At 68.7% G+C, this 23,785-nt stretch carries 17 protein-coding genes, 1 rRNA gene and 2 pseudogenes; 7 read left to right on the top strand and 13 right to left on the bottom strand.

Going from position 1 to position 23,785, the window contains the following annotated elements:
- Positions 1-691: 691 nt before the first annotated feature.
- Positions 692-1,510, bottom strand: coding sequence for a polyphosphate kinase 2 family protein (locus tag ASG62_RS07475; RefSeq protein ID WP_056695262.1), 819 nt, complete (start codon positions 1,508-1,510; stop codon positions 692-694).
- A gap of 204 nt (positions 1,511-1,714) precedes the next feature.
- On the opposite strand from ASG62_RS07475, the gene ASG62_RS07470 reads away from it, so the two are divergent.
- From ASG62_RS07470 to ASG62_RS07445, 6 genes are read left to right on the top strand one after another with little or no spacing between them, the layout of a single operon-like run.
- Entirely contained in the window at positions 1,715-2,647 is a 933-nt protein-coding gene (locus tag ASG62_RS07470; RefSeq protein WP_056695260.1) for a ring-cleaving dioxygenase, read from the top strand.
- Positions 2,648-2,669: 22 nt separating this feature from the next.
- Complete coding sequence (locus tag ASG62_RS07465) at positions 2,670-3,290, top strand: alpha/beta hydrolase (protein ID WP_056695258.1); 621 nt, start codon at positions 2,670-2,672, stop codon at positions 3,288-3,290.
- Entirely contained in the window at positions 3,287-3,574 is a 288-nt protein-coding gene (locus tag ASG62_RS07460; protein WP_056695256.1) for a GNAT family N-acetyltransferase, read from the top strand. The genes ASG62_RS07465 and ASG62_RS07460 overlap by 4 nt, the downstream gene beginning before the upstream one ends.
- Positions 3,575-3,587: 13 nt before the next feature.
- Entirely contained in the window at positions 3,588-4,523 is a 936-nt protein-coding gene (locus ASG62_RS07455; protein ID WP_056695254.1) for a pirin family protein, read from the top strand.
- 57 nt (positions 4,524-4,580) lie between these two features.
- A complete protein-coding gene (locus ASG62_RS07450) occupies positions 4,581-4,880 on the top strand; it encodes a nucleotidyltransferase family protein (RefSeq protein ID WP_056695251.1) in 300 nt (99 codons plus the stop codon).
- Positions 4,881-4,918: 38 nt separating this feature from the next.
- Positions 4,919-5,239: a DUF86 domain-containing protein gene (locus tag ASG62_RS07445; RefSeq protein WP_244487592.1), complete on the top strand. Its 321-nt coding sequence runs from the start codon at positions 4,919-4,921 to the stop codon at positions 5,237-5,239.
- Positions 5,240-5,248: 9 nt separating this feature from the next.
- Here the strand turns inward: ASG62_RS07445 and ASG62_RS07440 are convergent, their stop codons facing one another.
- The 8 genes from ASG62_RS07440 to ASG62_RS07405 form a co-directional block, all read right to left on the bottom strand.
- Entirely contained in the window at positions 5,249-6,526 is a 1,278-nt protein-coding gene (locus ASG62_RS07440; RefSeq protein WP_056695246.1) for a c-type cytochrome, read from the bottom strand.
- Positions 6,523-7,251, bottom strand: coding sequence for a cytochrome c oxidase assembly protein (locus ASG62_RS07435; RefSeq protein ID WP_156382016.1), 729 nt, complete (start codon positions 7,249-7,251; stop codon positions 6,523-6,525). Before ASG62_RS07435 ends, ASG62_RS07440 begins: the two co-directional genes overlap by 4 nt.
- On the bottom strand, positions 7,248-7,628 hold the full coding sequence (locus tag ASG62_RS07430; RefSeq protein ID WP_056695245.1) for a hypothetical protein: 381 nt from the start codon (positions 7,626-7,628) through the stop codon (positions 7,248-7,250). The genes ASG62_RS07435 and ASG62_RS07430 overlap by 4 nt, the downstream gene beginning before the upstream one ends.
- A 14-nt stretch (positions 7,629-7,642) precedes the next feature.
- Entirely contained in the window at positions 7,643-10,312 is a 2,670-nt protein-coding gene (ctaD, locus tag ASG62_RS07425) for a cytochrome c oxidase subunit I (protein ID WP_082537258.1), read from the bottom strand.
- Entirely contained in the window at positions 10,309-11,301 is a 993-nt protein-coding gene (locus ASG62_RS07420; protein ID WP_244487591.1) for a c-type cytochrome, read from the bottom strand. The genes ctaD and ASG62_RS07420 overlap by 4 nt, the downstream gene beginning before the upstream one ends.
- 231 nt (positions 11,302-11,532) lie before the next feature.
- Positions 11,533-15,078 carry an error-prone DNA polymerase gene (locus ASG62_RS07415; RefSeq protein WP_082537256.1) on the bottom strand — a complete coding sequence of 1,182 codons (3,546 nt, stop codon included), beginning with the start codon at positions 15,076-15,078 and terminating at the stop codon, positions 11,533-11,535.
- Positions 15,079-15,875: 797 nt separating this feature from the next.
- Positions 15,876-17,228 (bottom strand): sigma-54-dependent transcriptional regulator, encoded by a 1,353-nt coding sequence (locus tag ASG62_RS07410; protein ID WP_056695243.1) that lies wholly within the window; start codon positions 17,226-17,228, stop codon positions 15,876-15,878.
- Positions 17,225-19,117 carry a sensor histidine kinase gene (locus tag ASG62_RS07405; RefSeq protein WP_162246019.1) on the bottom strand — a complete coding sequence of 631 codons (1,893 nt, stop codon included), beginning with the start codon at positions 19,115-19,117 and terminating at the stop codon, positions 17,225-17,227. The genes ASG62_RS07410 and ASG62_RS07405 overlap by 4 nt, the downstream gene beginning before the upstream one ends.
- A 279-nt stretch (positions 19,118-19,396) precedes the next feature.
- On the opposite strand from ASG62_RS07405, the gene ASG62_RS07400 reads away from it, so the two are divergent.
- A complete protein-coding gene (locus tag ASG62_RS07400) occupies positions 19,397-20,737 on the top strand; it encodes a dicarboxylate/amino acid:cation symporter (protein ID WP_413814187.1) in 1,341 nt (446 codons plus the stop codon).
- Between the two features lie 514 nt (positions 20,738-21,251).
- On the opposite strand, the pseudogene ASG62_RS07395 reads toward ASG62_RS07400, so the two are convergent.
- The 4 genes and pseudogenes from ASG62_RS07395 to rrf form a co-directional block, all read right to left on the bottom strand.
- Positions 21,252-22,484, bottom strand: a pseudogene (locus ASG62_RS07395) (transposase); the annotation flags it as partial.
- A gap of 74 nt (positions 22,485-22,558) precedes the next feature.
- Positions 22,559-22,678 (bottom strand): annotated as a pseudogene (locus ASG62_RS26310) (transposase); the annotation flags it as partial.
- A gap of 16 nt (positions 22,679-22,694) precedes the next feature.
- Entirely contained in the window at positions 22,695-23,189 is a 495-nt protein-coding gene (locus ASG62_RS07385; RefSeq protein WP_056697840.1) for a hypothetical protein, read from the bottom strand.
- A 511-nt stretch (positions 23,190-23,700) separates the two neighbouring features.
- A 5S ribosomal RNA gene (rrf, locus tag ASG62_RS07380) occupies positions 23,701-23,785 on the bottom strand; the annotation flags it as partial.

Genomic DNA, 23,785 nt, shown 5'->3' with positions numbered 1-23,785 from the left:
CAGAGTCAATCAGACTTCTGAACTAATATGATTGAATACGTGGCTGGCATCGTTCAAGGCGAATGCGAGTGGGCCCGTGACCCCTGGCGACGATCGAGACCCTCGGCAAACGGGCCCGGACGGATACCGACGATGCGGCGCGTGAGTGCCGGTCGCCGCGGCTCCCCGCAGGCACGACCGACACCGGCCGAAACCGACGGCACGCCGCGCCCGCGCCGGATGCACGAGCCGGACGCCGTCTCATCGGATGAAATGGATGGATCGCTGGACGCCTCGATCGACGCCGCGCCGGGCGCTGACGGTGGAGGATCATCGGGTGCGGCAGGGTGCCGGACGCGGCGCCTGATACGGCGTCGCGTGATCTCTCGGCACTCCCGAGGTCGAACTGTTACGCTGGATGCGGCCCGCCGCTCCGCCCCGATGACGCGAGTCGAAGGAGACGGGCGGCGCCGTCGCGGCCGAGTCTTAAACCTCGACCTGCCGCCGCGAGCCGATCGTCACGCCTCGCGGACGACGTGGAAGCCGGAAACGCCGTCACAGACAGGAAATATCCTTCCCGGCCCCTCGCGCCTATGGTCCGGCTTTCATCCGCGCGTAAAGGAGGGTTTCGCGACCCTTCCGACATCAGGCTCCATATGAGCGACTTCGGACGGGATCGGGCAGCCGCGGGTGCGGTCTGTCCGCCGTTACGTCAGCTCTGTTTTGCTTCCTTCTCCGCCTCGACCGCCTGTCGGGCCGCTTCCGCGACGTCGGGCGGGAGGGGACGGGGGGTGAGGTCGAGGCCGGAGGAGAGGCGGTCGGCGACGGCCTGGAGGGCGGTGATGCGGGAATACTTCTTGGAGTTGGAGGGAATGACGTGCCAGGGCGCGTCCGCCGTCGAGGTCTTGGCGATCATCTCCTCGGCGGCCTCGATATAGGCGTCCCACTTGCCGCGGTTGCGGAAGTCCTCGGCGCTGAGCTTCCAGCGCTTCAAGGGATCGTCCATGCGCTTCACGAAGCGCGCCAGCTGCTCCTCGCGCGTGATGGCGAGGAAGATCTTGACGATGCGGATGCCGGCATCGGCCAGCGTCGTCTCGAAGGCGTTGATCTCGCCATAGGCGCGGCGCCAGTCCGCCTCCGGCGCGAAGCCCTCGACGCGCTCGACGAGGACGCGGCCGTACCAGGAGCGGTCGAAGACGGCGATCTCGCCGGCTTTGGGCAGGCGCTCCCAGAAGCGCGCGAGATAGTGGCGCTTCAGATCCTCGGGGCTCGGGGCCGCGATCGGCCAGACCTTGAAGCCGCGCGGATCGAGGACGTTCGAGATGCGCCGGATGGCGCCGCCCTTGCCCGCCGCATCCCAGCCTTCGAAGACGATGACCGCGCTCTCCTTCGAGCCGAGATAGGTCTGCTCGATCGCGACGAGCCGGCCCTGAAGCTCGGCCAGCCGCGCGTCGTAGGTGTCGTCTTCGAGCTTGGCCTTCATGTCCAGCGCGGCGAAGGCGAAGGGCTGGGGATGGTCGATCTCGGGCATGGGCGGTCTCCGGCGCGGGGATCGCGCGTCGATCCCGCCTATCTGGCGTGGCGGCGGCGATCGGGAAGCGCGAGCCCATCCCGGATAGCGACGGGCGATTGTTCACTATCCGTTGACAGTGACGAGCCCGCGAGCCTCTTGGTGAGACCGTCCGGAAGGGGCATCTTCAGTCCCGAAACAAGCCTTACCAAGGAGACCAGGGCCATGCTGCAGGAGATCAAGGGACTCCACCATGTGACGTCGATGGCTTCAGACGCCCGCGTCAACAACGCCTTCTTCACCGGAACGCTCGGACTTCGCCGCGTGAAGACGACGGTGAACTTCGATGCGCCCGACGTCTACCATCTCTACTATGGCGACGAGATCGGCACGCCCGGCTCGGTCATGACCTACTTCCCGTTCCCGAACATGGGTCCGGCCCGGCATGGCGCCGGCGAGGTCGGAACGACCGTCTTTTCCGTGCCGAAGGGCGCGCTCGGCTACTGGCGCGGCCGGCTGACGGCCGCCGGCGTCGCGGGCCTTTCCGAGGGTTCGAGCTTCGGGGGCAAGCGGCTCGACTTCGACGGGCCGGACGGCGACCGTTTCGCCGTGCTGGAGGTCGAGGACGACCGGCGCGCGCCCTGGACGGGCGGCGGCGTTCCCGAGGATGTCGCGATCCGGGGCTTCCATTCGGTCTCGCTGCGGCTGCGCGACGGCGGCGCGACCGAGGAACTGCTCGGCTTCATGAACTACGAGCGCGTGGAACAGGCGGGCGCGGTGACGCGCATGGCGGTGAAGGGCGGCGGCGTCGCCGGCACGATCGACATCGAGACGCTTCCGGGCGCCCCGGCGGCCCAGCTCGGCGCGGGATCGGTGCATCACGTCGCCTTCGCGGTCGAGGATCGCGCGGCGCAGCTGGCCGTCCGAAAGGCCATCGCCGAGACCGGCTATCAGGTGACGCCGGTGATCGACCGGGACTACTTCTGGGCGATCTACTTCCGCACGCCGGGCGGCGTCCTCTTCGAGGTCGCGACCAACGAGCCGGGCTTCACCCGCGACGAGGACTGCGCCCATCTCGGCGAGGCGCTGAAACTGCCGAGCCGCTACGAACATGCCAGGGACCGGATCGAGGCGCATCTCGAGCCGCTCGCGGCCTGAGGGCAGGCAACAGGAGGGTTTCATGAGCACCTATCGCCATCGCGAACACGCGGCGCCTCGCGGCCGGCCGCTTCTCGTTCTCCTTCACGGCACGGGGGGCGACGAGAACCAGTTCTTCGAGCTCGGCCGGCAGCTCATGCCGGAGGCGGGCCTTCTGGCGCCGCGCGGCGACGTCTCGGAAGCGGGCGCGGCCCGCTTCTTCCGGCGCCGGGCGGAGGGGCAATACGACATGGCCGATCTCGCCCGCGCCACCGCCAAGATGGCCGGCTTCGTGCGGGAGGCCGCCGCGCGGACGGGCGCTTCCGGCATTATCGGGCTCGGCTATTCCAACGGGGCGAACATTCTCGCCTCCGTGCTCCTCGACGAGCCTGGCCTCTTCGACGCGGCGGTGCTGATGCATCCGCTGATCCCGTTCGAGCCGGCCGCCGTGCCGGCGCTCGCGGACAAGCGCGTGCTGATCACGGCGGGCCGGCGCGATCCGATCTGCCCGCCCGCCCTGACGGAACGGCTGGCGGCGACCCTCACGAAGGGCGGAGCGGCGGTGACGCTCGCCTGGCACGAGGGCGGCCACGAGATCCGCAACGAGGAGATCGCGGCGGTCGAGACCTTTCTCGGCGAAGGTGCCGTGGAGGCCGCGGCATGAGCGAGATCGCCTTTTCCGAGACGCCCACCAAGGGCGTCTACACGCTGACGGAACCCGGCGGCGCGGTCGCCGAGCTGGCCTTCTCCAAGGCCGGCGCCTCGATGATCATCATCGAGCACACCGAGGTGCCCGATGCCTTCCGAGGCCAGGGCGCCGGCCGCCGTCTCGTCACCCGCGCCGTCGAGGACGCGCGGGCGGCCGGCAAGAAGATCATGCCGCTCTGCCCCTTCGCCCGGGCCGAGTTCGGCAAGCATCCCGAATGGGCGGATGTCTGGAAACGTTGAAGGAGACGAGATCATGAGCTGGAATCCCGCCCTCGAGCCGACCTGCCCCGATGCCGGATCGCTGGATGCGATCGAGACGCTGATCGTGCCGCGCGCGCGCGATCTCGGCAGCTTCGAGGTGCGCCGCGCCCTGCCCGCCCCCCAGCGCCAGATGGTCGGGCCCTTCATCTTCTTCGACCAGATGGGCCCGGTCGAGTTCCTGACGGACGGCGGCATCGACGTGCGCCCGCACCCGCATATCGGGCTCGCCACCGTCACCTATCTGCACGAGGGCTCGTTCCACCACCGCGATTCCACGGGCGCCGACCAGACGATCCTGCCCGGCGACGTCAACTGGATGATCGCGGGCTCCGGCGTCACACATTCCGAGCGCACCGGCGCCAAGACGCGCGCCGCGCCCCACAAGCTGTCGGGCATCCAGACCTGGGTCGCGCTGCCCGAGACGCACGAGGACGACGTGGCGAGCTTCGAGCATCGCGGAGCGCACGAACTGCCGGTCATCGAGGGCGAGGGCAAGAGCGTGCGCCTCATTCTCGGCACGGCCTATGGCGAGCGCGCGCCGGTCTCAACCTTTTCCGAAATGGTCTATGCCGACGCCGTGCTCAGCCCCGGCGCGCGCCTGCCGCTGCCCTCCGAGCACGAGGATCGCGGGATCTATGTGGTGGACGGCTCGGTGGAGATTGCCGGCGACAACTTCGAGGCCGGGCGCATGATGGTCTTCCGCCCGGGCGACGCGATCACGGTGACGGCCGGAACACGCGGCGCGCGGCTGATGATTCTGGGCGGCGAGACGCTGAACGGCCCGCGCTACATCTGGTGGAACTTCGTCGCTTCCTCGAAGGACCGGATCGAGGCCGCCAAGGAGGCCTGGGCCGCGGCGGACTTCGCCAAGGGGCGCTTCCACCTGCCGAAGGGCGACGACGCGGAGTTCATCCCGCTGCCGGGGTGAGGGCGAGGACGGCGGACGGCTCTGGATCGGGGCCGTCCGATGTGATGGAATGATGCCATGACGCGCGACGAGATCATTGCTCGCCTGAAGGCCGTGGAACCGGACGTGCGCGCGCGCGGAGTCGCAGCGCTCTACGTCTATGGGTCTCACGCAAGAGACGAGGCCCGTCAGGACAGCGACATCGACCTGCTCGTCGAATTCGAGCCTGGGCGCGGCATCGGCTTTCTCGATTACATGGCCCCTTACGTCGTCTTGGACGAACAGTTTCCGGGGATCGAGATCGGCTACAGCACGCGGGATGCGCTGGTCTCGACCTTTCGCCCGGAGATCGAGCGAACCGCCATCCGCGTCTTTTGATGAACTCCGCGAAGTCTCCCGCGATTCGGCTTCAACACATGTTGGAGCATATCGACGGAATCCTGTCGGCCACGGATGGGCTGTCGAGCCGCGAAATCCTCGACAGCTACATCGTCATCCGAGCCGTGGAGCGCTCGCTGCAGATCATTTCCGAAGCGGCGAAGGAGTTGCCGGCCGGCCTTCTGGCGCTGGAGCCGGAAATCCCCTGGCGCTCCATCGTCGGGATCGGAAACCTTCTTCGCCACGAATATTACCGCATTCGCGACGACGACATCATCGACATCCTGCACCACCATCTGCCGGATCTGAGGCCCGCCGTTCTCCGTCTGATCGAAGGCTTGGAGAAGCCCCGATCGTGATGAGGCGCCTCACCCCCCGCCCTGCCCCGCATACCACATCGCCAGCGCCTCGATCTGCTCGTCGGTGAAGTGCGGGGCGATCTTGGCCATGAGGTGGGCATAGGGGCCGCCGCCGCGCTGGCGGTGCTTCCAGAGCTGGAGATGGGTGGAGAGATACCAGGCGGGCTGGCCGGCGAGGCGGGGATAGTTCGGGTTCCTGGCGCGCCCCTCGTCGCCGTGGCAGCTTTCGCAGGCTGGCAGCTTCCGCACGGGCAGGCCTTCTGTCGCGAGGACGCGGCCGAGTTCGAGAAGGCCGGCCGCGTCGTAGGGCGGGCCGTGCGCGGCCGAGGGCTCGACGTTTGCGGCGACGGCGTCCCGCGTCGCGATGGCGGCGGGCGAGCCGGTCGGCCCCGGCTCGGCGGCGGTGACGACAGGCGTCTCCGGCAGGCCCGGCGCGGTGCCGGGCGAGGCGGCGGCCGGACGGACCAGCGCGGGCTGGGCCGCGTAATGGGCGGCGAGAGCTGCAAGCACCTCGTCGGAATGAATGCCGGCGGCGGGCTGCATGATGCCGCTCTCCCGGCCGCCGCTCGCATAGGCGCGCAGGGTTTCGAGAAGATAGGGCTCGGGCTGGCCGGCGATGACCGGGAAGGCGCCGGCTTCCGCCGGGCCGCCGACGCCCTGGCCGTCGAGCCCGTGGCAGCGGGCGCAGTCGGCGAGCGCGGTCGCGACCTTTTCGGCGTTCGGGCCGGTGCCGACCGTCGGCGCGGGCTCACCGTCGCCGAGCGCCAGGGCGCCGTAGCGCTCCGGCGTCAGGCCGGGATAAGCGCGCAGGAAGGCGACCATGGCCCAGACCTCGTCCGGCCGGCCCTGCGAGACCCAGGCCGGCATGCCCGAATATTTCACGCCGTGCTGGACGATCCAGAAGAGCTCGCGATCCTTCCACTTGGCGCCATAGCCGACGCGGTCTTCCAGCCGGGGCGGCGGCGGCATCATGGCGTGGACGACGGGCGACTGCGTCTCGCCGGGCGCGCCGTGGCAGGCGGCGCAGCCGCTGGCGAAATGGCCGGCCGCGCGCTGGACGAGCGCGGGATCGGAGAGATCGACGTCGGCGGGCACGTCGAGCCCGAGCGACTGCGTGTCGACGGCGTTCTGCATGGTCCAGTGGAGGAACCAGGAGACCGGGCCGAAATGGCCCGACGAGGCGGCGATGGAGACGAGGCCGGACCAGCCGACGGCGAGCGCGCCGACGACGCCGACGAGCGCGCCGAGGCCGGCCGTCTTCCAGTTGAGGTCGAACCGGACCTTCATGGCAGCGAACTCCGAAGGTCGGGCGCGGGGGCGTGGCGGGGGCCGCGTTCGGCATCGCGGCCACCGCCGAGAAGCGGGCGAAGCAGCGTCAGCCCGCCCGCCAGATAGGCGGCGCCTCCGACGAGAAGCATGATGACGCCGCCGAGCGCCTGGTCGCCGAGCGGCGTCATGGCCGCGCCGGGGCGGCAGAGATCACCGAAGGCGTAGAGCGGACGGGGCCCGAGAAGGAGAAGCGCGCCGAGAAGCGTCATGTGCATGGAGGTCAGGAGCAGCGCGAGCACGCCGCCCGCCCGGGCCGCGCGGCCTTCGGCATGGGCGGTGCCGAAGGCGCCGATCCAGAGGCCGAGACCGGCCAGGAGAAACGAGCCCTGCTCCACGAGGAAGAGGCCCGTCGAGGCGCGCGCGGCATCGTGGAGGGCGGGCGCGTGCCAGCCCCAGACGACGGCGAATTCCGCGAAGGAGGCGACGAGCGCGAAGCCCGGCGGCACGAGGCCGACCAGCGCCGGATAGAGGCGGGACAGGCCGAAGGCGACGAGCGGCGAGGCCACCGCGACGATGCCCATGTGCCGGATCATATGCGCCGAGAAACTGTCGGGACCGACGCCCGGCAGCGCGGCTCCCGGCGCCGCGCCGGACCAGAGGACGGCCAGAAGCCCGAGCCCGAGGCCGAGCGGCAGGGCGCCGGCCGGCAGGGACCGCGCGGGAGCGAGGAGGACGGCTCTCATCGGCAATCCGCAAAGAGCAGCGCCGGCAGCGCGACGAAGAGCACGCCGATGAAGGAGAGGCCCGCGAGAAGGACGGAGGAGAACTCCAGAAACCGCTCGCGCTCCTCCGCCGTGTCGCCGGCATGGGGGAAGGAGCCTTCGTTGACGCGCCATTCGCGAAAGCTGCGCAGGCCGACATAGGCGATGACGACGAGGGCGATCGCGGTGAGCCCCGCGATGGCGAGGCGCGAGGCCTCGATCGTCTCGAAGATCGCCTCGTTCGGCGCGCATTGGAAGGCGGCGAAGACGTAGGAGAGGAGGAAGTGCAGCGCCCAGACGGTGGGCGTGAGGATCAGCGTCCAGAGCGTGTCGCGGGTCTGGCTGTCGGGCTTGGTCATGGCGCCGCTCCCTCTCAGACCGGCAGCGGGAAGAGCGCGATCGTCGCGACGGTGACGAGCGCGGTCATCCCCATGAAGTGCCAGTAGAGCGCGACATTGGAGAGATCGAGATCGTAGGCGGGCGTCAGCCGGCCCGCGAACGATCGCGCGAGGCAGTAGAGAAGCATGAGCGCGCCGACCGCCGCATGGACCGCGGTCCAGATGGCGAGCGTCCAGACGATGGCGGGATAGACATGGGTGCTCGGCTCGAGCCCGGTCGTATAGGGGCCCCAGAGAAGCGCCGCGCCGGCGCCGAGCGAGAGGGCGCCGCCGGCCCCAAGGAGGAGTCGGGCGAGCGGAACCCGGCCCGCGCGGTTGACGCGAAGGGCGAGGCGGGCCGCGATCCAGGCGGCCATGAAGCCGGCGAGGGAGACGAGCGGCCAGAGGAGGCCGGGGCCGACCGCGCCCGGCGGCGGGAAGTCGGCATGGATGGTGAAGAAGAAGAAATAGCCGAAGACGAGGCTGAAGAAGGCGGTGGCGTCGCCGGTCATGGTGATGAACATCGCCCACCAGGAGACCGAGGCCGGCCCCGAGCGATAGAGCGGCAATGTCAGGCCGAGACCGACGTCCTTCTCCGTCTTTTCCGGGATGATCGACGTGCCGCGCCAGAGCCAGACGAGGATCGAGACGGTGGCGACGACCATGGCGGCGATCGTCCACATCCAGAGATGGAAGGTCGCGAGAATGAAGACCGAGCCGAGGAAGACGGCGGCCACCATCGGCATGAAGCTCGGGCCGGGCACGCGCAGGACCTGCAGCGGCTCGGCGTCGAGAACCCCCGTCACCATGGTCTCGCGCTTCATCTCTTCGGCGTCCGGCATGTAGAAGCGGCCGGCATCGTAGTTTGCCAGAAAGCCCGGCTGGCTCCAGAGCGGATAGCGCGAGGTGACGATCGGCACGGTGCGCACGCCGTAGTTCTTGCCCGGCATCTGCGTCAGCCATTCCAGCGTCCCCGCGTTCCAGGGATTGCGCTGGGCATAGGGCTCCTTGCCCCGCGGTCGCAGCATGTCGAAGAGGACGGCGATGAGGCCGGCCGCCAGGATCGCAGCGCCGATGGAGGAGACGAGATTGGGCAGCCAGAGGTCGAGCGCCTCCGGATAGGTCCAGACGCGGCGCGGCATGCCCGCGAGGCCGGAAAAGTGCATGGGGAAGAAGGCGATGTTCATGCCGGCGAACATCAGCCAGAAGGCCCATTTGCCCAGCCGGTCCGAGAGCTTCCGCCCGGAGACGACGGGCCAATAGTAGTAGATGCCCGCGACCAGCGGGAAGACGACGCCACCGATCAGGACGTAATGGAGATGGGCGACGATGAAATAGGTGTCGTGCGCCTGCCAGTCGAAGGGCGCGAGCGCCACCATGACGCCGGTGAGGCCGCCGAGCACGAAGGTCGCGAGCGCGCCGGAGACGAAGAGCATCGGCACCGAATAGATGACGCGGCCGGTCATCAGCGTCGCCAGGAACACGAAGATCTGCACGCCCGTCGGGATCGCCACCGCCTCGGAGGCGGCGGAGAAGAAGCCGAGCGAGATCGCCGGCAGGCCCGTGGCGAACATGTGGTGGACCCAGAGGCCGAAGGAGAGGAAGCCCGTTCCGACGGCCGCCAGCACGATCCAGGAATAGCCGAGCAGCGACCTTTGGGCGAAGGTCGGCACGATCATGGCGAGCAGCGCGATCGTCGGCAGGAAGACGATGTAGACCTCCGGGTGCCCGAAGATCCAGAAGAGGTGCTGCCACAGCATCGGATCGCCGCCGCGCGTGGAATCGAAGAAGGGCCAGTCGAAGAGGCGCTCCAGCTCGAAGAGGATGTCGCCGGCGATCAGCGGCGGGAAGGCGAAGAGGATCATCGCCGCGACGACCAGGACGTACCAGGCATAGAGCGGCATGAGGTTCAGCCGCATGCCGGGCGGCCGGCACTTCAGCGTGCCGACGATCAGCTCCACGGCGGCCGCGATCGAGGCGACCTCGATGAAGGAGAGGCCGAGCAGCCAGATATCCGCGCCGTAGCCGGGCGTGAAGCGCTCCTCGGTGGTCAGCGGCGGATACATGAACCAGCCGGAATTGGGCGCCGCGCCGAAGAAGATGGAGCCGCAGACGAAGACGCCGCCGATGAGGAAGCACCAGTAGCCGAAGGCCGAGAGGCGCGGGAACGGCAGGTCGCGCGCGCCCAGCATCTGCGGCAGGAGGATGATCGCCACCGCCTCGAAGATCGGCACGGCGAAGAGGAACATCATCGCCGTGCCGTGCAGCGTGTAGACCTGATTGTAGAAGTTCGCGGTCAGGAAGTCGTTGTCGGGAACGGCGAGCTGCGCGCGGATCATCAGGCCGAGAATGCCGGCGAAGAGCATGAAGGCGAGCGAGGTCGCGGTGTACCAGACGCCGATCTCGGTGTTGTTCACGTCCGACCAGTAGCGCCAGCCCTTGGGGCTCGCCCAGACGGCGTCGAGCCGGGCAACCTGCGCCGCCTGGATCGCGGCGTCCTTTTCCGGGTCGTCGGAATGCGGGCGCACGGCGGCGAGCGCGGCGCGCTTCCTCTCCAGCGAGGAGCCGGTTTCCGGCGAGGCGGTGGCCGCCTCCTTCTCGATCCCGGAATCGTTCGGCGTCTCGATGCCGGTGCCGTCCGCACCGCCCGTCGTGGTGGCGCTCATTTGAGGTCTCCGAGCCAGGCGGCGATGGCGCCGAGTTCGGCCTCCGGCAGAGCCGCGAAGGCCGGCATCTCGACGCCCGGCTTCACATGGCCGGTCGAGTGGATGAAGAGGGCGAGATTGTCCGGCGTCATCGGCAGGATGCCCGCCCCGATCGTCGCGCGCGAGGCGACATGGGTGAGATCCGGCCCGAGACGGCCGACGGCGTCCGTGCCGCGCACCGTGTGGCAGGCGTTGCAGCCGTTCGCCATGAAGGCCTCGTAGCCGGAGCCGGTCACGACCGCTGCGGGCTCGGCCTCGGCGGCGACGCGGGCGTCGTAGTCGCCTTGCGAGGCGACGATTACGCGAAAGCCCATCTGCGCATGGGCCTCGCCGCAGAACTCGGCGCAGATGCCGTTGAAGGTGCCGGTGCGGGTCGGCTCCAGGACGATGCGGTTGACGCGGCCGGGGATCGTGTCGGTCTTGCCGGCGATCGAGGGCACCCAGAAGGAATGGATCACGTCGGGGCTGCCGAGCAGGATCTCGATGCGCTTGCCCACCGGCAGCCAGAGCTCGTTGGCGCTTTCGACGCCGCCCGCCGGCAGGGATTTCGCCACGCCCGGCGTGCCCTCGACGCCGTAGTTCACCCGCCACCAGAAACGCTCGCCGGAAACGGCGATCCGCGGGCCCTCGTCGGCGGGCGCGCGGAAGCCGGGCATCATGGACAGGCCGTACCAGAGGAGGGCGCCGAGAACGACGGTCGGGAAGACGCAGCCGCCCCAGACGATGAGATGCACGCCCGCGCGCTCGGAATATCTCCCGGGCTTGGCGATCGTGACGAAGACGGAGAAGCCGACGACGAAGAGCCAGATGGCCACCGCCCCGGCGAGCATGACCCAGAAGAGCGTGAGGACGCTGGAAGCTTCCGTGCCGGCGGCGTCGAAGGTGGATTGCGGGCCTTTGCAGGCGGAGAGAAGGGCGAGAGCGGGAAGGCCGGCCGCGATGGAAAGCACCTTGGGCGGCAGGCCCGCCAGTGGGCGGCGCCGCTCGGCGGAAGGCTGAAGAAGAAAGGCTGGCAGGGTCTCGGTCCGTCGCTCGTCACGGGGCCGGGTCGACGGTGTCGCGCCCGGCCGGTGTTGATTTTTGGCGGCAAGCGGCGATCCAGAAGGATTCCAAAGCATGCCCGATCGTGTGGCAACCTAGGCGAAGCTGTGGCGGAAGCCAGACAAGATTGCGTCATTCGCTCAGTGGAAGTTTCGACCCTTCGGCAGGACCGCCCGAACCTCGTCGCGATCGGGCCCGGAGGGAGGGAGGACCGGCGGTTCGGCGTCGAGGCGGCTCGCCTCGATGGCGGCCCTGCGCATTTCGTCGATCCGGCGCCGGTGCATCCGCATCTCGTCGACCGGGCGGCGCACCTCGTCGGCATGGGCGAGCATGGTGGCGAGCGAGAGGCCTTCGGACGCCTCCGCCGGCGGCGTGGAACGCTTGCCGCCGGCGGAGCGCAGGGGGCTGCGCACGTGGTCGGCGCGGGCGATATGGCCGGTCTCCTCGAAATCGCCGGCCGCGATCTCGCGCAGGAGCCCCGTCAGGTCCTCGACATGGTCGGCGACCACATGAATGACGCCGCGATCGGACTGCATGCGCCCGGTGATGCGCACGAAGCGCGAGCCGAGCACCAGCGGGCGGAAAGTCTCGAAGACCTTCGGCCATACGATGATGTTGGCGATGCCCGTCTCGTCCTCGATCGTCATGAAGATCACGCCCTTGGCCGAGCCCGGCCGCTGGCGCACCAGGACGAGGCCGCAGACCGTGACGCGCCGGCCGGAGGGCAGCGTCTCCAGCCGCCCGTTCGGCAGGATGCCCTGCCGCTTCAGCCGCTCGCGCACGAAGGAGACCGGATGGGCCTTGAGCGACAGGGACAGGAATCGGTAGTCGTTGATGACCTCCTCGCCGAGCGGCATGGGCGGCAGATGCGCGTCCGGCTCGTCCGAGGCGAGACCCGTCGGGGCCGCGGCGAAGAGGGGCAGATGCTCGGCGGCCTCCTTGGCGTCGAGCGCCCGGGCGGCCCAGAGCGCCTCGCGCCGGGTGAGGCCGAGCGCGGCGAAGGCGTCGGCATCGGCGAGCCGCTCCACCGTGGCGCGGGACAGGCCGGTGCGCAGCCAGAAGCCCCGGACGGAATCGAAGGGGCCGGCGCTCTCCCTGATCCAGACGAGGCGGCGCATCTCGGTCTCGGACAGGCCCTTGGCCTGGCGAAAGCCGATGCGCACGGCATGTCGCGAGAGGATGGCCGGCGCCATCTCGCGGTGGCGCGGAACGATGCGCGCGGGATCGAAGGCGCGCCCCGCCCCGGGCTCCTCCGGTTCCAGCGTGGAGTCCCAGTTCGAGCGGTTGACGCAGAGCGGGCGGACCTCGATCCCGTGCTCGCGCGCGTCCCGCACGATCTGCGCGGGCGCGTAGAAGCCCATGGGCTGGGCGTTGAGGAGCGCGGCGCAGAACACGTCGGGATAATGGCACTTCAGCCAGCAGGAGGCGTAGACGAGAAGCGCGAAGGAGGCGGCGTGGCTTTCGGGAAAGCCGTATTCGCCGAAGCCCTCGATCTGCTTGAAGCAGCGCTCGGCGAAATCCTCCTCGTAGCCGTTGGCGACCATGCCCTTCACCATCTTCTCCTTGAAGCTGGAGATGCGGCCGGAGCGCTTGAAGGTCGCCATGGCGCGGCGCAGCTGGTCGGCCTCGCCGGGCGTGAAGCCGGCCGCGACGATGGCGATCTTCATCGCCTGTTCCTGGAACAGGGGAATTCCGAGCGTGCGGTGGAGCACCTCCTCGAGTTCCGGGCTCGGATAGGTCGGCCGTTCCAGCCCCATCTTTCGGCGCAGATAGGGATGGACCATGTCGCCCTGGATCGGGCCGGGGCGCACGATGGCGACCTCGATGACGAGATCGTAGAAGCATTCGGGGCGCAGCTTCGGCAGCATGGTCATCTGCGCGCGCGACTCGATCTGGAAGACGCCGAGCGTGTCGGCCCGGTGCGTCATCTTCCAGACGGGGCCGTCCTTGGGCTCCATGGGCAGCGAGGCCAGCGCCGTCGGCTCGCCGTCATCGCCGACGGCGCCGGGATAATGCGTGTCGAGAAAGGCGAAGGCGCGCTTCAGGCAGGTGAGCATGCCGAGCGCGAGAATGTCGATCTTCAGGATCTTCAGCTCGTCGATGTCGTCCTTGTCCCATTCGATGATGAGCCGGCCCTTGGAGCCGGTGTTCATGACGGGCACGGTCTCGTCGGTGCGCCCGCGCGTCAGGACGAAACCGCCGACATGCTGGGAGAGATGGCGGGGAAACTCCATCAGCTCCTGGGAGAAGGCGAGGACATGCTTCGTCACGGGGTCCTGGGCGGCAAGGCCCGCCGCCTCCGCCTCGCGGGTTCCGAGATCGGAGGAGTGGTAGCCCCAGACCGAGCCGGACAGGGCGGAGACCGCGTCCTTGGACAGGCCGAAGGCCGCGCCCACCTCCCGCGCGGCCGAGCGCGCGCGGTAGCTGATGACCGTCGCCGCGATGGCGGCCTTGTCGCGGCCGTAGGTGTCGTAGATCCAGTCGATGACCTCCGAGCGCCGCTCGTGCTCGAAGTCGACGTCGATATCGGGCGGCTCGTCGCGGTCGGGCGAGATGAAGCGCTCGAAGAGAAGGCCGGACTGTTCGGGATCGACGTCGGTGATGAAGAGGCAGAAGCAGACGGTGGAGTTCGCCGCCGAGCCGCGCCCCTGGCAGAGGATTCCCATGCCGCGCGCGGCTTCCACGATGCGCTGGACGGTGAGGAAATAGGGCTCGTATTTCAGCTCGGCGATGATCGCGAGTTCGTGCTCGATCTGGTCGGTGATCTTGGCCGAGACGCCGTCCGGATAGCGCTTCGCCGCGCCCACTTCTGCAAGGCGCCGCAGCTCCTCGGCCGGGGTGACGCCGAGACGCAGCGCCTCGTCGGGATACTCGTAGCGCAGCTGCCTCAGATCGAAGGCGAGCTCGCGGAAGAAGCGCACGCTCTCGGCCACCGCCTCGCCATGGCCCGGAAAGAGCGCCAGCATCTCGGCGCCCGACTTGATGTGCCGCTCGGCATTGACCGAGAGGATGCGGCCGGCCTCGGCGATCGGCACATGCTCGCGGATGGCGGTGACGACGTCCTGCATCCGGCGGCGGTCCGGCGCGTGGTAGTGGACGTCGTTCGTCGCCATGAGCGGCACGCCGGCGCCCCGCGCCAGATCCGCCGCGCCGAGCAGGCGGCGAAGGTCGAGCCCGTCGTGGCGCGGCGACAAGCCAAGGCGGACATGGCGGGGAAAGGCCTCCGCCAAGCTGCCGAGCGCCTTCGCTATGCGGCCGCTCGCCACCTCGCCCGCCCGGCCGGGACGTCCGAGATCGGGCGGGGGCACCAGCGCCAGGTTGATCCCCTCGCCCCATTCGAGGAGATCGTCGAGGCGAAGGATGCAGTCGCCCTTCACCGTCCGCAGGTTTCCGACCGTCAGAAGACGGCAGAGCCGGCCCCAGGCGGCGCGGTCCCTTGGAAAGGCGAGAATGTCCGGCGTTTCGTCGGCGAAGACGAGGCGCGCGCCCGGCGCATAGGCCAGCCCGGCCTCGCGGGCCGCCTGATGGGCGCGCACGACACCCGCCACCGAGTTGCGGTCGGCGACGCCGAGACCCACGAGCCCCCGATGAAGAGCGGCCACGACCAATTCCTCCGGCCGCGAGGCGCCGCGCAGGAAGGAAAAGTTGGTCGCCACGCCGATCTCGGCATAGGGAATGGTGGTCATGGCTGGACGTGCCGGACGGTTGCGGTTGCGTTCGAACGATCAGGGAGCGACGCCCCACCGATCTTCCCCCACCCGTAACGAGAATCCCAGGCCCCAGCCACAGGACATAAGCGCCCGGAAACAAGCCCGATCTCCCCTCCTTGCGGGGGAGATGCCGGCAGGCAGAGGGGGCGCGCAGGAGCGCGAATGTCGGGGATCGGATGGGTCGGAACGCCAGAGGTCGCGGGAGGCACCCCCCTCTGTCCTGCCGGACATCTCCCCCGCAAGGAGGGAGATCGGCAGCTTCAGGAGCCTCACTCCCTCCACACACAGCGAAAATGTTCGGCACCGGCCGCAGGGCACGATCGCCCGGAGACAAGCCTGATCTCCCTCCTTGCGGGGGAGATGCCGGCAGGCAGAGGGGGTGCGCAGGGACGCGAACATCGGGGAATGGGATGTGTCGGAACGTCGGAGGTCGCGGGAGGCACCCCCTCTGTCCTGCCGGACATCTCCCCCGCAAGGAGGGAGATCGGCAGCTTCCGAAGTCTCGCTCCCCTCCACACGCGGCACGCGGCGAAAATGCTCGGCACCGGCCGCAGGGCACGATCGCCCAGAGACAAGCCTGATCTCCCTCCTTGCGGGGGAGATGCCGGCAGGCAGAGGGGGGTGCGTAGGGACGCGAACGTCGGGGAATGGGAGGGGGCGGCACGTCGGAGGTCGCGGGAGGCACGCCCGCTGTCCTCCTCCCAGCCATTTCGAGGGGCGGACATCTCCTCCGCAAGGCGGGAGTTTCGGCAGCTTGGAGGCTTCGCTTCCTCTCACCCCTCCCGAAAATCCTTCGGCACGAGCCCGTGGCGCTGGAGCTTGTCGTAGAAGGTCTTGCGCGGGATCTTCAGCTCCGCGATGGCGGGCGCGGCGGCGCCCTTGTGGCGGCGGAGGGCTTCGCCGAGGAGCCGAGCCTCGTAGGCGTCGACGCGTTCGGAGAGACCGGTTCCGTCCGTGGGCGCGGGCTCGCCGGCATCCTCCATGTCCTCGATCCCCAGCGCGACGCGCTCGGAGAAGTGGACGAGTTCGCGCACGTTGCCGGGCCAGTCGTGCCCGAGGAGATGCGCGCGCACGGCCGGGGAGAGGTCGGGCACGTTTCGCCGGAAGCGCTGGGCGGCCCGGGCAAGGAAATGTGAGAAGAGCAGCGGCACGTCCGCCCGGCGCTCGCGCAGCGGGGGAATGCGCACGGTGACGACGTTCAGCCGATAGAAGAGATCCTCGCGGAAATCGCCGCGCGCGGCGGGATCGGAGAGGTCCGCCTTGGCGGCCGCGACGACGCGCAGGTCCACCTGCCGCACCTCGTTGACCCCGAGCGGCGCGATCTCGCGCGCCTCCAGCACCCGCAGGAGCTTCACCTGCAGAGCCTGCGGCATGGACTCGATCTCGTCGAGAAAGAGCGTGCCGCCCGAGGAATGCTCGATGCGCCCGATCCGCCGCTTTTCCGCCCCCGTGAAGGCGCCGCGCTCGTGGCCGAACAGCTCGCTCTCCATGATCGTCTCGGGCAGCGCGCCGCAATTGATCGCGACGAAGGCGCCCTTGGCGCGCGGGCTCCAGCGATGGATCAGCTCGGCCACCACCTCCTTGCCCGAGCCCGTCTCGCCCTCCACGAGCACGTCCACCTCCGCGCCGGCCACCTGGCGCAGCGTGCGCCGCAGCTTTTCCATGGCCGGCGTCGTGCCGATCAGCGGCAGGTCCTCCTGGCCCCGCTCGGCCGCCGCCTTCAGCCGCCGGTTCTCCATGACGAGCCGGCGCTTCTCCGCCGCCCGCGCGACGCTGCCTGTCAGCCGCTCGGCGAAATAGGGCTTGGCGATGAAGTCGTAGGCCCCCTCCTTCAGCGCGGCGACCGCCATTTCGACGTCGCCATGGCCGGTGACGAGGATCACCGGCAGGTCGGGATCGCGCGCCTTCAGCTCGCGGAAGAAGGTCAGCCCGTTCATGCCGGACATGCGGATGTCGGTGACGACGACGCCGGGAAACGCCGCGTCGATCTCGGCCAGCGCGGCTTCCGCGGAGGCGAAGGGCAGCGGCCTGTAGCCGGCGAGCGCCAGCGTCTGGGCATTGGCCGCCCGCAGCGCGTCGTCGTCGTCGACGAAGGCGACGGGATCGTTCGTCGGGACCTCGGTCATGGCGCGCGCCCTCTGGGAAGCTCGATGGTGAAGGCGGCGCCCTCGGCCCGGCCGGCGTCCAGCCTCAGCGTGCCGCCGAGTTCGGTCACGATGTCGCCGGCGATGACGAGGCCGAGACCGAGGCCGTTCGGCTTGGTCGTGGCGAAGGGCGTGAAGAGCGTCGCGCGCACGGAATCGGAAATGCCTGGACCATTGTCGGCGATGGTGAGGCGCACCCCGTCCTCGTCCGCCGCCGTCGCGATCTCCACCCGCCCGCCCGGCGCCTCGCCCAGCGCATCCAGCGCATTGCGCACGAGGTTGACCAGCACCTGCTCCAGCCGCACCCGGCTGGCGAGGACCGCCGCCCCGCCCGCTCCCGAGCGCCGAACCACCTGCGCCGGCGAGGCATGGATGCGGCTGCCGAGGATGAGGAGCGCGCCGTCCACCGCCGCCTCGATCTCGACCGGCGCCTGCACGGCGTCGCCCCGCCGCGCGAAGCCCCGCAGCGTGTCGGTGATCTCCGCGATGCGCCGGGTGAGGCCGACGACGGTCGCCAGATTGGCCCGGGCGGTCTCGACGTCGCCGCGGTCGAGGAAGAGCCCGGCATTTTCCGAATAGGTGCGGATCGCCGCGAGCGGCTGGTTGATCTCGTGCGCGACGCCCGCTGTGATCTGGCCGAGCGTCGCCAGCCGGTTCGCCTGGGCGAGGTCGTCGCGCAAGGAAAGAACGCGCGCCTCCGCCCGCGCCCGCTCGCCGATCTCCGCCGTCAGCCGGTCGTTGGCGGCGCCGAGATCGCGCGTGCGGTCCGCGACCTTCGCCTCCAGCTCGATCGCCCGCCGCGCCTCCTCCGCCCGCTCCGCCCGGCGCCGCGAAAGCCGGCGCAGCACGAGCGCGGCCGCGGCCAGAACGAGGGCGACCGCGAGGCCGGCGACGAGCCGGGCAAGGCTCTGCGCGGCCGCGACCGGAGCGACCGTCGGCAGGAGGAGATGCAGCCGCCAGCCGGGAAGCCCGCCGACGACGGGCGCGGAGGCATCGACGAACTGACGCCCCCCGGCATCCACGACGAGGCCGGGAAAGGCGCTGTCCGCCTTCAGCGGCAGGGGTTCGAGCGGGCCCGTGCCGAACTGCAGGCTGTCGCGGATCTCCGCGGCCTCCTCCCCGGAAAGCTCGCGCAGGGTCTTGAAGCGCCAGTCCGGCACGCTCGTCGCGACCACGATCCCGCGGCTGTCGGCGACATAGATCGGCGCGCCGCCCGCCTTCCAGTCGGCCTCGAGATCGTCGAGCTCGACCTTGAGGACGACGACGCCCTCCGCCGTCTCGGCGGAGGCGCCGACGCGCCGCGCGATGTAGACACCGGGGCGCCCGCTCACCGTGCCGAGCGCCACCTGCTCGGCGGAGCCCTGAGCGAGGGCGCCTTCGAAATAGCGTCGGAAACGGTAGTTCCGGCCGACGAAGCTCGTCGTCTCCTCGAAATTGCTGGCCGCGATCGTGCGCCCGTCGCGGTCGATCACGTAGATGACGGCCGCGCGCGTGGACAGCTGGAGCCGGCGCAGCTTCTCGTCGACGAGCAGCGTCGCCGCCGCATTGCCGCGAAGCGCCTCGCGCACCGTCGGGTCTTCGGACAGGATGGCGGGAAGCGCACGCTGCTTGTCGAGCTCGCCGCGCAGCGCGGTGGCGGCGAGCGGCAACCGGGACACGGCTTCCTCGGCAAGGCCGGTCAGCGTGCTGCGCCGCGCCAGCTCGCCCGCGGCGATCACGAGAACGGCGACGAGGACGACGAGCATCGCCAGTTCCAGCCCGCGGACGATCGCGCGCGCATAGGCATGGGCCGGGTGCCCGCCGGCATCGGGCACCGGTGCCGCCGCGGGCCCCTCTTGAAACGTCATGCGCTGGCCCTCGATGGGCTCCAAGGCTTCCCGTCCGTCCATCTGTGCGGTTTATCGCACATTCGGCCCGTGGAGCGAGCGGAATTTCGCCCGACATCCGCTCGGACCCGGTCCTCCTCCCTCCCCGAAGCCCCTGCATTCGCGCATGGCAGCCCTGCAAATCCGGTTTGGCACGCGGCTTGCGATAGGGAGATTGCGGCCGGGGTTCCGGGGCGGCCGTCTTCGGGAGCGAAGCCGGGCGCGTTTAGCGCCGTTCCGACCGGTCCATTGGGGAGGCCAGACACCATGTTGCCATCGACCACCATGAGCGCGGGCGCTACGCCCGAGCCGAAGAAGCCGCTTTACCGCCAGCTCTATTTCCAGGTCATCGTCGCGATCGTCGCCGGCATCCTGCTCGGGCATTTCGAGCCCGTCTGGGGCGAGGCCCTGAAGCCGCTGGGCGACGCCTTCATCAAGCTGGTGAAGATGATCATCGCGCCGGTCATCTTCCTGACGGTCGTCACCGGCATTGCCGGCATGGGCGATCTCGCCAAGTTCGGCCGCGTCGTCGGCAAGGCGATGCTCTACTTCCTCACCTTCTCGACCCTGGCGCTGATCGTCGGTCTCATCGTCGGCAATCTCGTCCAGCCCGGCGCCGGCCTCAACATCGACCCGGCCTCGCTCGATATGGCGGCCGTCTCGACCTACACGGAAAAGGCCCACGACCAGTCGATCGTCGCCTTCCTCTCCAACATCATCCCGACCACGATCATCGATGCCTTCGCCAAGGGCGACATCCTGCAGGTCCTGTTCTTCTCCGTGCTCTTCGGTGTCTCGCTCGCCCTCGTCGGCGAGAAGGCCCGTCCGGTCACCGAATTCCTGCAGACGCTGTCGATCCCGATCTTCAAGCTCGTCGCCATCCTGATGCGCGCGGCCCCGCTCGGCGCCTTCGGCGCAATGGCCTTCACCATCGGCAAATACGGCATCGGGGCCGTCGCCAATCTCGCCATGCTCGTCGGCACCTTCTACCTGACGGCGCTTCTCTTCGTCGTCGTCGTTCTCGGCGCGGTCTGCCGCTACAACGGCTTCTCGATCTTCGCGCTGATCCGCTACATCAAGGAAGAGCTTCTCCTCGTGCTCGGCACTTCCTCCTCCGAGGCGGCCCTGCCCGCGCTCATGGAGAAGCTGGAAGAGGCCGGCGCCTCGAAGTCGGTCGTCGGCCTCGTCGTCCCGACCGGCTATTCCTTCAATCTCGACGGCACCAACATCTACATGACGCTGGCCGCCCTCTTCATCGCCCAGGCGACGAACATCGACCTCTCGCTCGGCGAACAGGTCCTCCTGCTCCTCGTCGCCATGCTCTCCTCCAAGGGCGCCGCCGGCATCACGGGCGCGGGCTTCATCACCCTCGCCGCCACGCTTTCGGTCGTCCCCTCCGTGCCCGTCGCCGGCATGGCGCTCATCCTCGGCATCGACCGCTTCATGTCCGAGGTCCGCGCGCTCACCAACTTCACCGGCAACGCGGTCGCCGCGCTCGTCGTCGCCCGCTGGGAAGGCGAGCTCGACGAGGGCAAGCTGAAGGCCGCCCTCAGCGGCAAGGCCCGTCCGGTCTCGGGCCGCGACGAGTCGCTCGCCCATGCGGAAGGCGCACCGTCGGCGGCCTGACCGCCGCGGCACAGCCAGACCAGCATCTCGACGCGCGCCCGGCCCCGGCCCGGCGCGCGTTTTTGTGTCATGCATCCAGACTCTCGGACGCAGCCGGGATCCTCGCGACGCCGTCGGCGGGCCCTGATGCGTCCGGTTGTTCGCCGATCGTTGAAACCAGTTTCACCGGTGGGCGGACGGATGGAAGATCGGCCGAAATCCCCGGCGAAGGGCGTTCAGTGTCGGCATCGGCGTCAGAACGCTCAGGATCTCGCTGGGCTTGCCCGTTTCGGCGTGGTCGTACCCGTCGAAACTCCATCGCAGAAACTGTCCGCCGACAACGAGCCAGGCATTCCCGTCGCGCTCGACGAAAGAGGTGGTCCTGTTTTTCGGACCATCCGGCGGCGGATTCAGAGTGGAACGCGGTTGTGGTTATGCCGCCAGTTTTTCATCGGCCCAGCTCATCGCGTAGGCTTCGTTCGGTGTCGCGTCTCGCAGGCTCGAATGCGGNCAGAGTGGAACGCGGTTGTGGTTATGCCGCCAGTTTTTCATCGGCCCAGCTCATCGCGTAGGCTTCGTTCGGTGTCGCGTCTCGCAGGCTCGAATGCGGTCTCTCGGCGTTGTAGTAGCTGATCCAGGAGCCGATTTTACACCGAGCTTCGGAGCCGCTCTCGAAGGCGTGCAGGTATACGCATTCGTATTTGAGCGACCGCCAGAGCCGCTCGATGAACCGATTGTCGATCCAGCGGCCGCGGCCGTCCATCGAGATTCTGATCCCGGCAGCCTTGAGCTTGTCGGTGAAGTCGGCACTGGTGAACTGCGAGCCTTGGTCGGAATTGAAGATCTCCGGTCTGCCGAAGCGAACCATGGCCTCCTCCAGCGCCTCGATGCAGAATGCCGCGTCCATCGTGTTCGACAGCCGCCATGCCAGCACCTTCCTCGTTGCCCAATCCATGATGGCGACGAGATAGAGAAAGCCTCTCCGCATCGGGATGTAAGTTATGTCCGTGCACCAGACGTGGTTCGGCCGTTCGATCGTCAGATCCCGCAAAAGATAGGGGTAAATCCGGTGCTGTGGGTGCGGCTGGCTGGTGCGCGGCGCCTGGTAGATCGGCGACAAGCCCATCTTGCGCATCAGCCGCCGAACGCGATGACGCCCAGCGAGATGGCCCTGCCGATGCAGCCAGCGAGCCATCTGCCGAGAGCCATACCAGGGTGTCTCCAAAAACTGCTCGTCGATCTGTCGCATCAGGGCGAGGTTCTCGGCGCTCTCGTCCGCTGGTGTGGCATAGAGCGTCGAGCGTGTCAGAGACAARAGACGGCAYTGGCGCCGGACGCTGAGACGAGGATGGTTCTTCKCGATGCCCGCCTGCCTTCGATCTCGGCTCATCGACCGAAGGCCTTCTGCAAAAAATCACGTTCCACAACCAGTTGCCCGATCTTGGCGTGGAGCTTCTCGAATTCCGCGTCGCGATCACGGGCCGTCTCTGCAACGCCGCCCCCAAACGCTGTCGCCATGTTCTCGATGGCCAGGCGCTTCCTTGGCGTGGAGCTTCTCGAATTCCGCGTCGCGATCACGGGCCGTCTCTGCAACGCCGCCCCCAAACGCTGTCGCCATGTTCTCGATGGCCAGGCGCTTCCATTGACCGACCACGTTCGGATGCACCCCGTGCTTCTTGGCCAGTTCGGCCAGCGTCAGCTCGCCACGGATCGCATCCAGCGCGACCTTGGCTTTGAATTCCGCGGAATACCGCGCCCTCTTCGACATGCTTGGATCGTCCCTATCAGCAGGCGATCCACTCTAAACACTGGTCCGAATTTTCGGGACCACCTCTGGTGACCGACCACGTTCGGATGCACCCCGTGCTTCTTGGCCAGTTCGGCCAGCGTCAGCTCGCCACGGATCGCATCCAGCGCGACCTTRGCTTTGAATTCCGCGGAATACCGCGCCCTCTTCGACATGCTTGGATCGTCCCTATCAGCAGGCGATCCACTCTAAACACTGGTCCGAATTTTCGGGACCACCTCTGAAAGCACCGTCAGGCACATCGGCGAGGCTGGCGGTCGTCCGCCGCTGAGCACCGGTTCCGGTCAGCCGTTCCTCGTGAAGATTGCGGTCGATCTCCCGCGCACTGCGCAAAACGCCGCCCTCGGACACCCCCGAGAGAGCCGAGGAAAAGCGCCCGAAAGCCTCGCGACGGCAATGCGCACAGGGCCGATGACCGGCCGCGAGCGCCGTCGCCTCGTCGAGAAAGAAGAGCTCGGTGTAGCGCCCCGGCGCCATGACGGCGCGGCGCGTCGTCCGCCCCGGGCGCGGCTCGAGGGTGCAGACGATCCAACGCTCGCTGCGCCAGCGCGCGGCGCCGAGCTCCCTGTTCTCATCATGGAGAACGCCGCGATTCCCCATGAAGAGCCCCCGCGCCGAAGACCGCGCGATCTCGGCAAACGGCGTCACGCGATTCTGCAGCGGCATCAGGGCTCCCCGTTCGCCGGCGAAACTCTAGGCATCCGAGCGGTTCACCCCTCCAGGTTCGAAGAGCGTCCGCTCGGGGCGTGCGGCTTTGGCCGGACGAGCATGACAACTCGCACGGGTGCTCGGCGCAAGCCGTCTTTTTGGGGCCAGCGCTGTTTTCCGGGCTCGGTTTGTTTCGGCGCTGAGCTCGCTTCGCGATATCGGGACGCGTTCGACGCTTTCGGCTTACGTTGGGTAGGAGCGGATCGGCTGAACGATCTTGGAATGTGCAAAAGCCCCGGCGTGGTGAGCGGGGCTGGAGACGATCGCGGCAGGATTGCCGGCGGCCTGAACCCGTCCGATCATTCGGGTTCAACAACGCTTCCGGCTTTGCCGGCCCTGACGCTGTTTTCGCCATGTTGGCTGACGTTTAGACGCACGAAAGCCCCGCGCTTTTTGGGCACGGGGCTTTGGGTGTGTGGTGCTGTTTGGTGGTGTTGATTGAGTGAAGAGAGAAGCTTGCGATTTGCAGACCTGGCGGCGACCGACTTTCCCGCGTCTTGAGACGAAGTATCATAGGCGCTGGAGCGTTTCACGGCCGAGTTCGGGATGGGATC

The sequence above is a fragment of the Aureimonas sp. Leaf427 genome, from assembly GCF_001425485.1.
Taxonomy (GTDB): domain Bacteria; phylum Pseudomonadota; class Alphaproteobacteria; order Rhizobiales; family Rhizobiaceae; genus Plantimonas.
This window is presented reverse-complemented; position numbering and strand designations above follow the sequence as displayed.

What these genes read in the sequence shown, in the direction of transcription:
- ASG62_RS07475 (WP_056695262.1), bottom strand. Translation starts at nt 1,510, where the DNA reads ATGCCCGAGATCGACCATCCCCAGCCCTTCGCCTTCGCCGCGCTGGAC.
- ASG62_RS07470 (WP_056695260.1), top strand. Translation starts at nt 1,715, where the DNA reads ATGCTGCAGGAGATCAAGGGACTCCACCATGTGACGTCGATGGCTTCA.
- ASG62_RS07465 (WP_056695258.1), top strand. Translation starts at nt 2,670, where the DNA reads ATGAGCACCTATCGCCATCGCGAACACGCGGCGCCTCGCGGCCGGCCG.
- ASG62_RS07460 (WP_056695256.1), top strand. Translation starts at nt 3,287, where the DNA reads ATGAGCGAGATCGCCTTTTCCGAGACGCCCACCAAGGGCGTCTACACG.
- ASG62_RS07455 (WP_056695254.1), top strand. Translation starts at nt 3,588, where the DNA reads ATGAGCTGGAATCCCGCCCTCGAGCCGACCTGCCCCGATGCCGGATCG.
- ASG62_RS07450 (WP_056695251.1), top strand. Translation starts at nt 4,581, where the DNA reads ATGACGCGCGACGAGATCATTGCTCGCCTGAAGGCCGTGGAACCGGAC.
- ASG62_RS07445 (WP_244487592.1), top strand. Translation starts at nt 4,919, where the DNA reads ATGTTGGAGCATATCGACGGAATCCTGTCGGCCACGGATGGGCTGTCG.
- ASG62_RS07440 (WP_056695246.1), bottom strand. Translation starts at nt 6,526, where the DNA reads ATGAAGGTCCGGTTCGACCTCAACTGGAAGACGGCCGGCCTCGGCGCG.
- ASG62_RS07435 (WP_156382016.1), bottom strand. Translation starts at nt 7,251, where the DNA reads ATGAGAGCCGTCCTCCTCGCTCCCGCGCGGTCCCTGCCGGCCGGCGCC.
- ASG62_RS07430 (WP_056695245.1), bottom strand. Translation starts at nt 7,628, where the DNA reads ATGACCAAGCCCGACAGCCAGACCCGCGACACGCTCTGGACGCTGATC.
- ctaD (WP_082537258.1), bottom strand. Translation starts at nt 10,312, where the DNA reads ATGAGCGCCACCACGACGGGCGGTGCGGACGGCACCGGCATCGAGACG.
- ASG62_RS07415 (WP_082537256.1), bottom strand. Translation starts at nt 15,078, where the DNA reads ATGACCACCATTCCCTATGCCGAGATCGGCGTGGCGACCAACTTTTCC.
- ASG62_RS07410 (WP_056695243.1), bottom strand. Translation starts at nt 17,228, where the DNA reads ATGACCGAGGTCCCGACGAACGATCCCGTCGCCTTCGTCGACGACGAC.
- ASG62_RS07400 (WP_413814187.1), top strand. Translation starts at nt 19,397, where the DNA reads ATGAGCGCGGGCGCTACGCCCGAGCCGAAGAAGCCGCTTTACCGCCAG.
- ASG62_RS07385 (WP_056697840.1), bottom strand. Translation starts at nt 23,189, where the DNA reads ATGCCGCTGCAGAATCGCGTGACGCCGTTTGCCGAGATCGCGCGGTCT.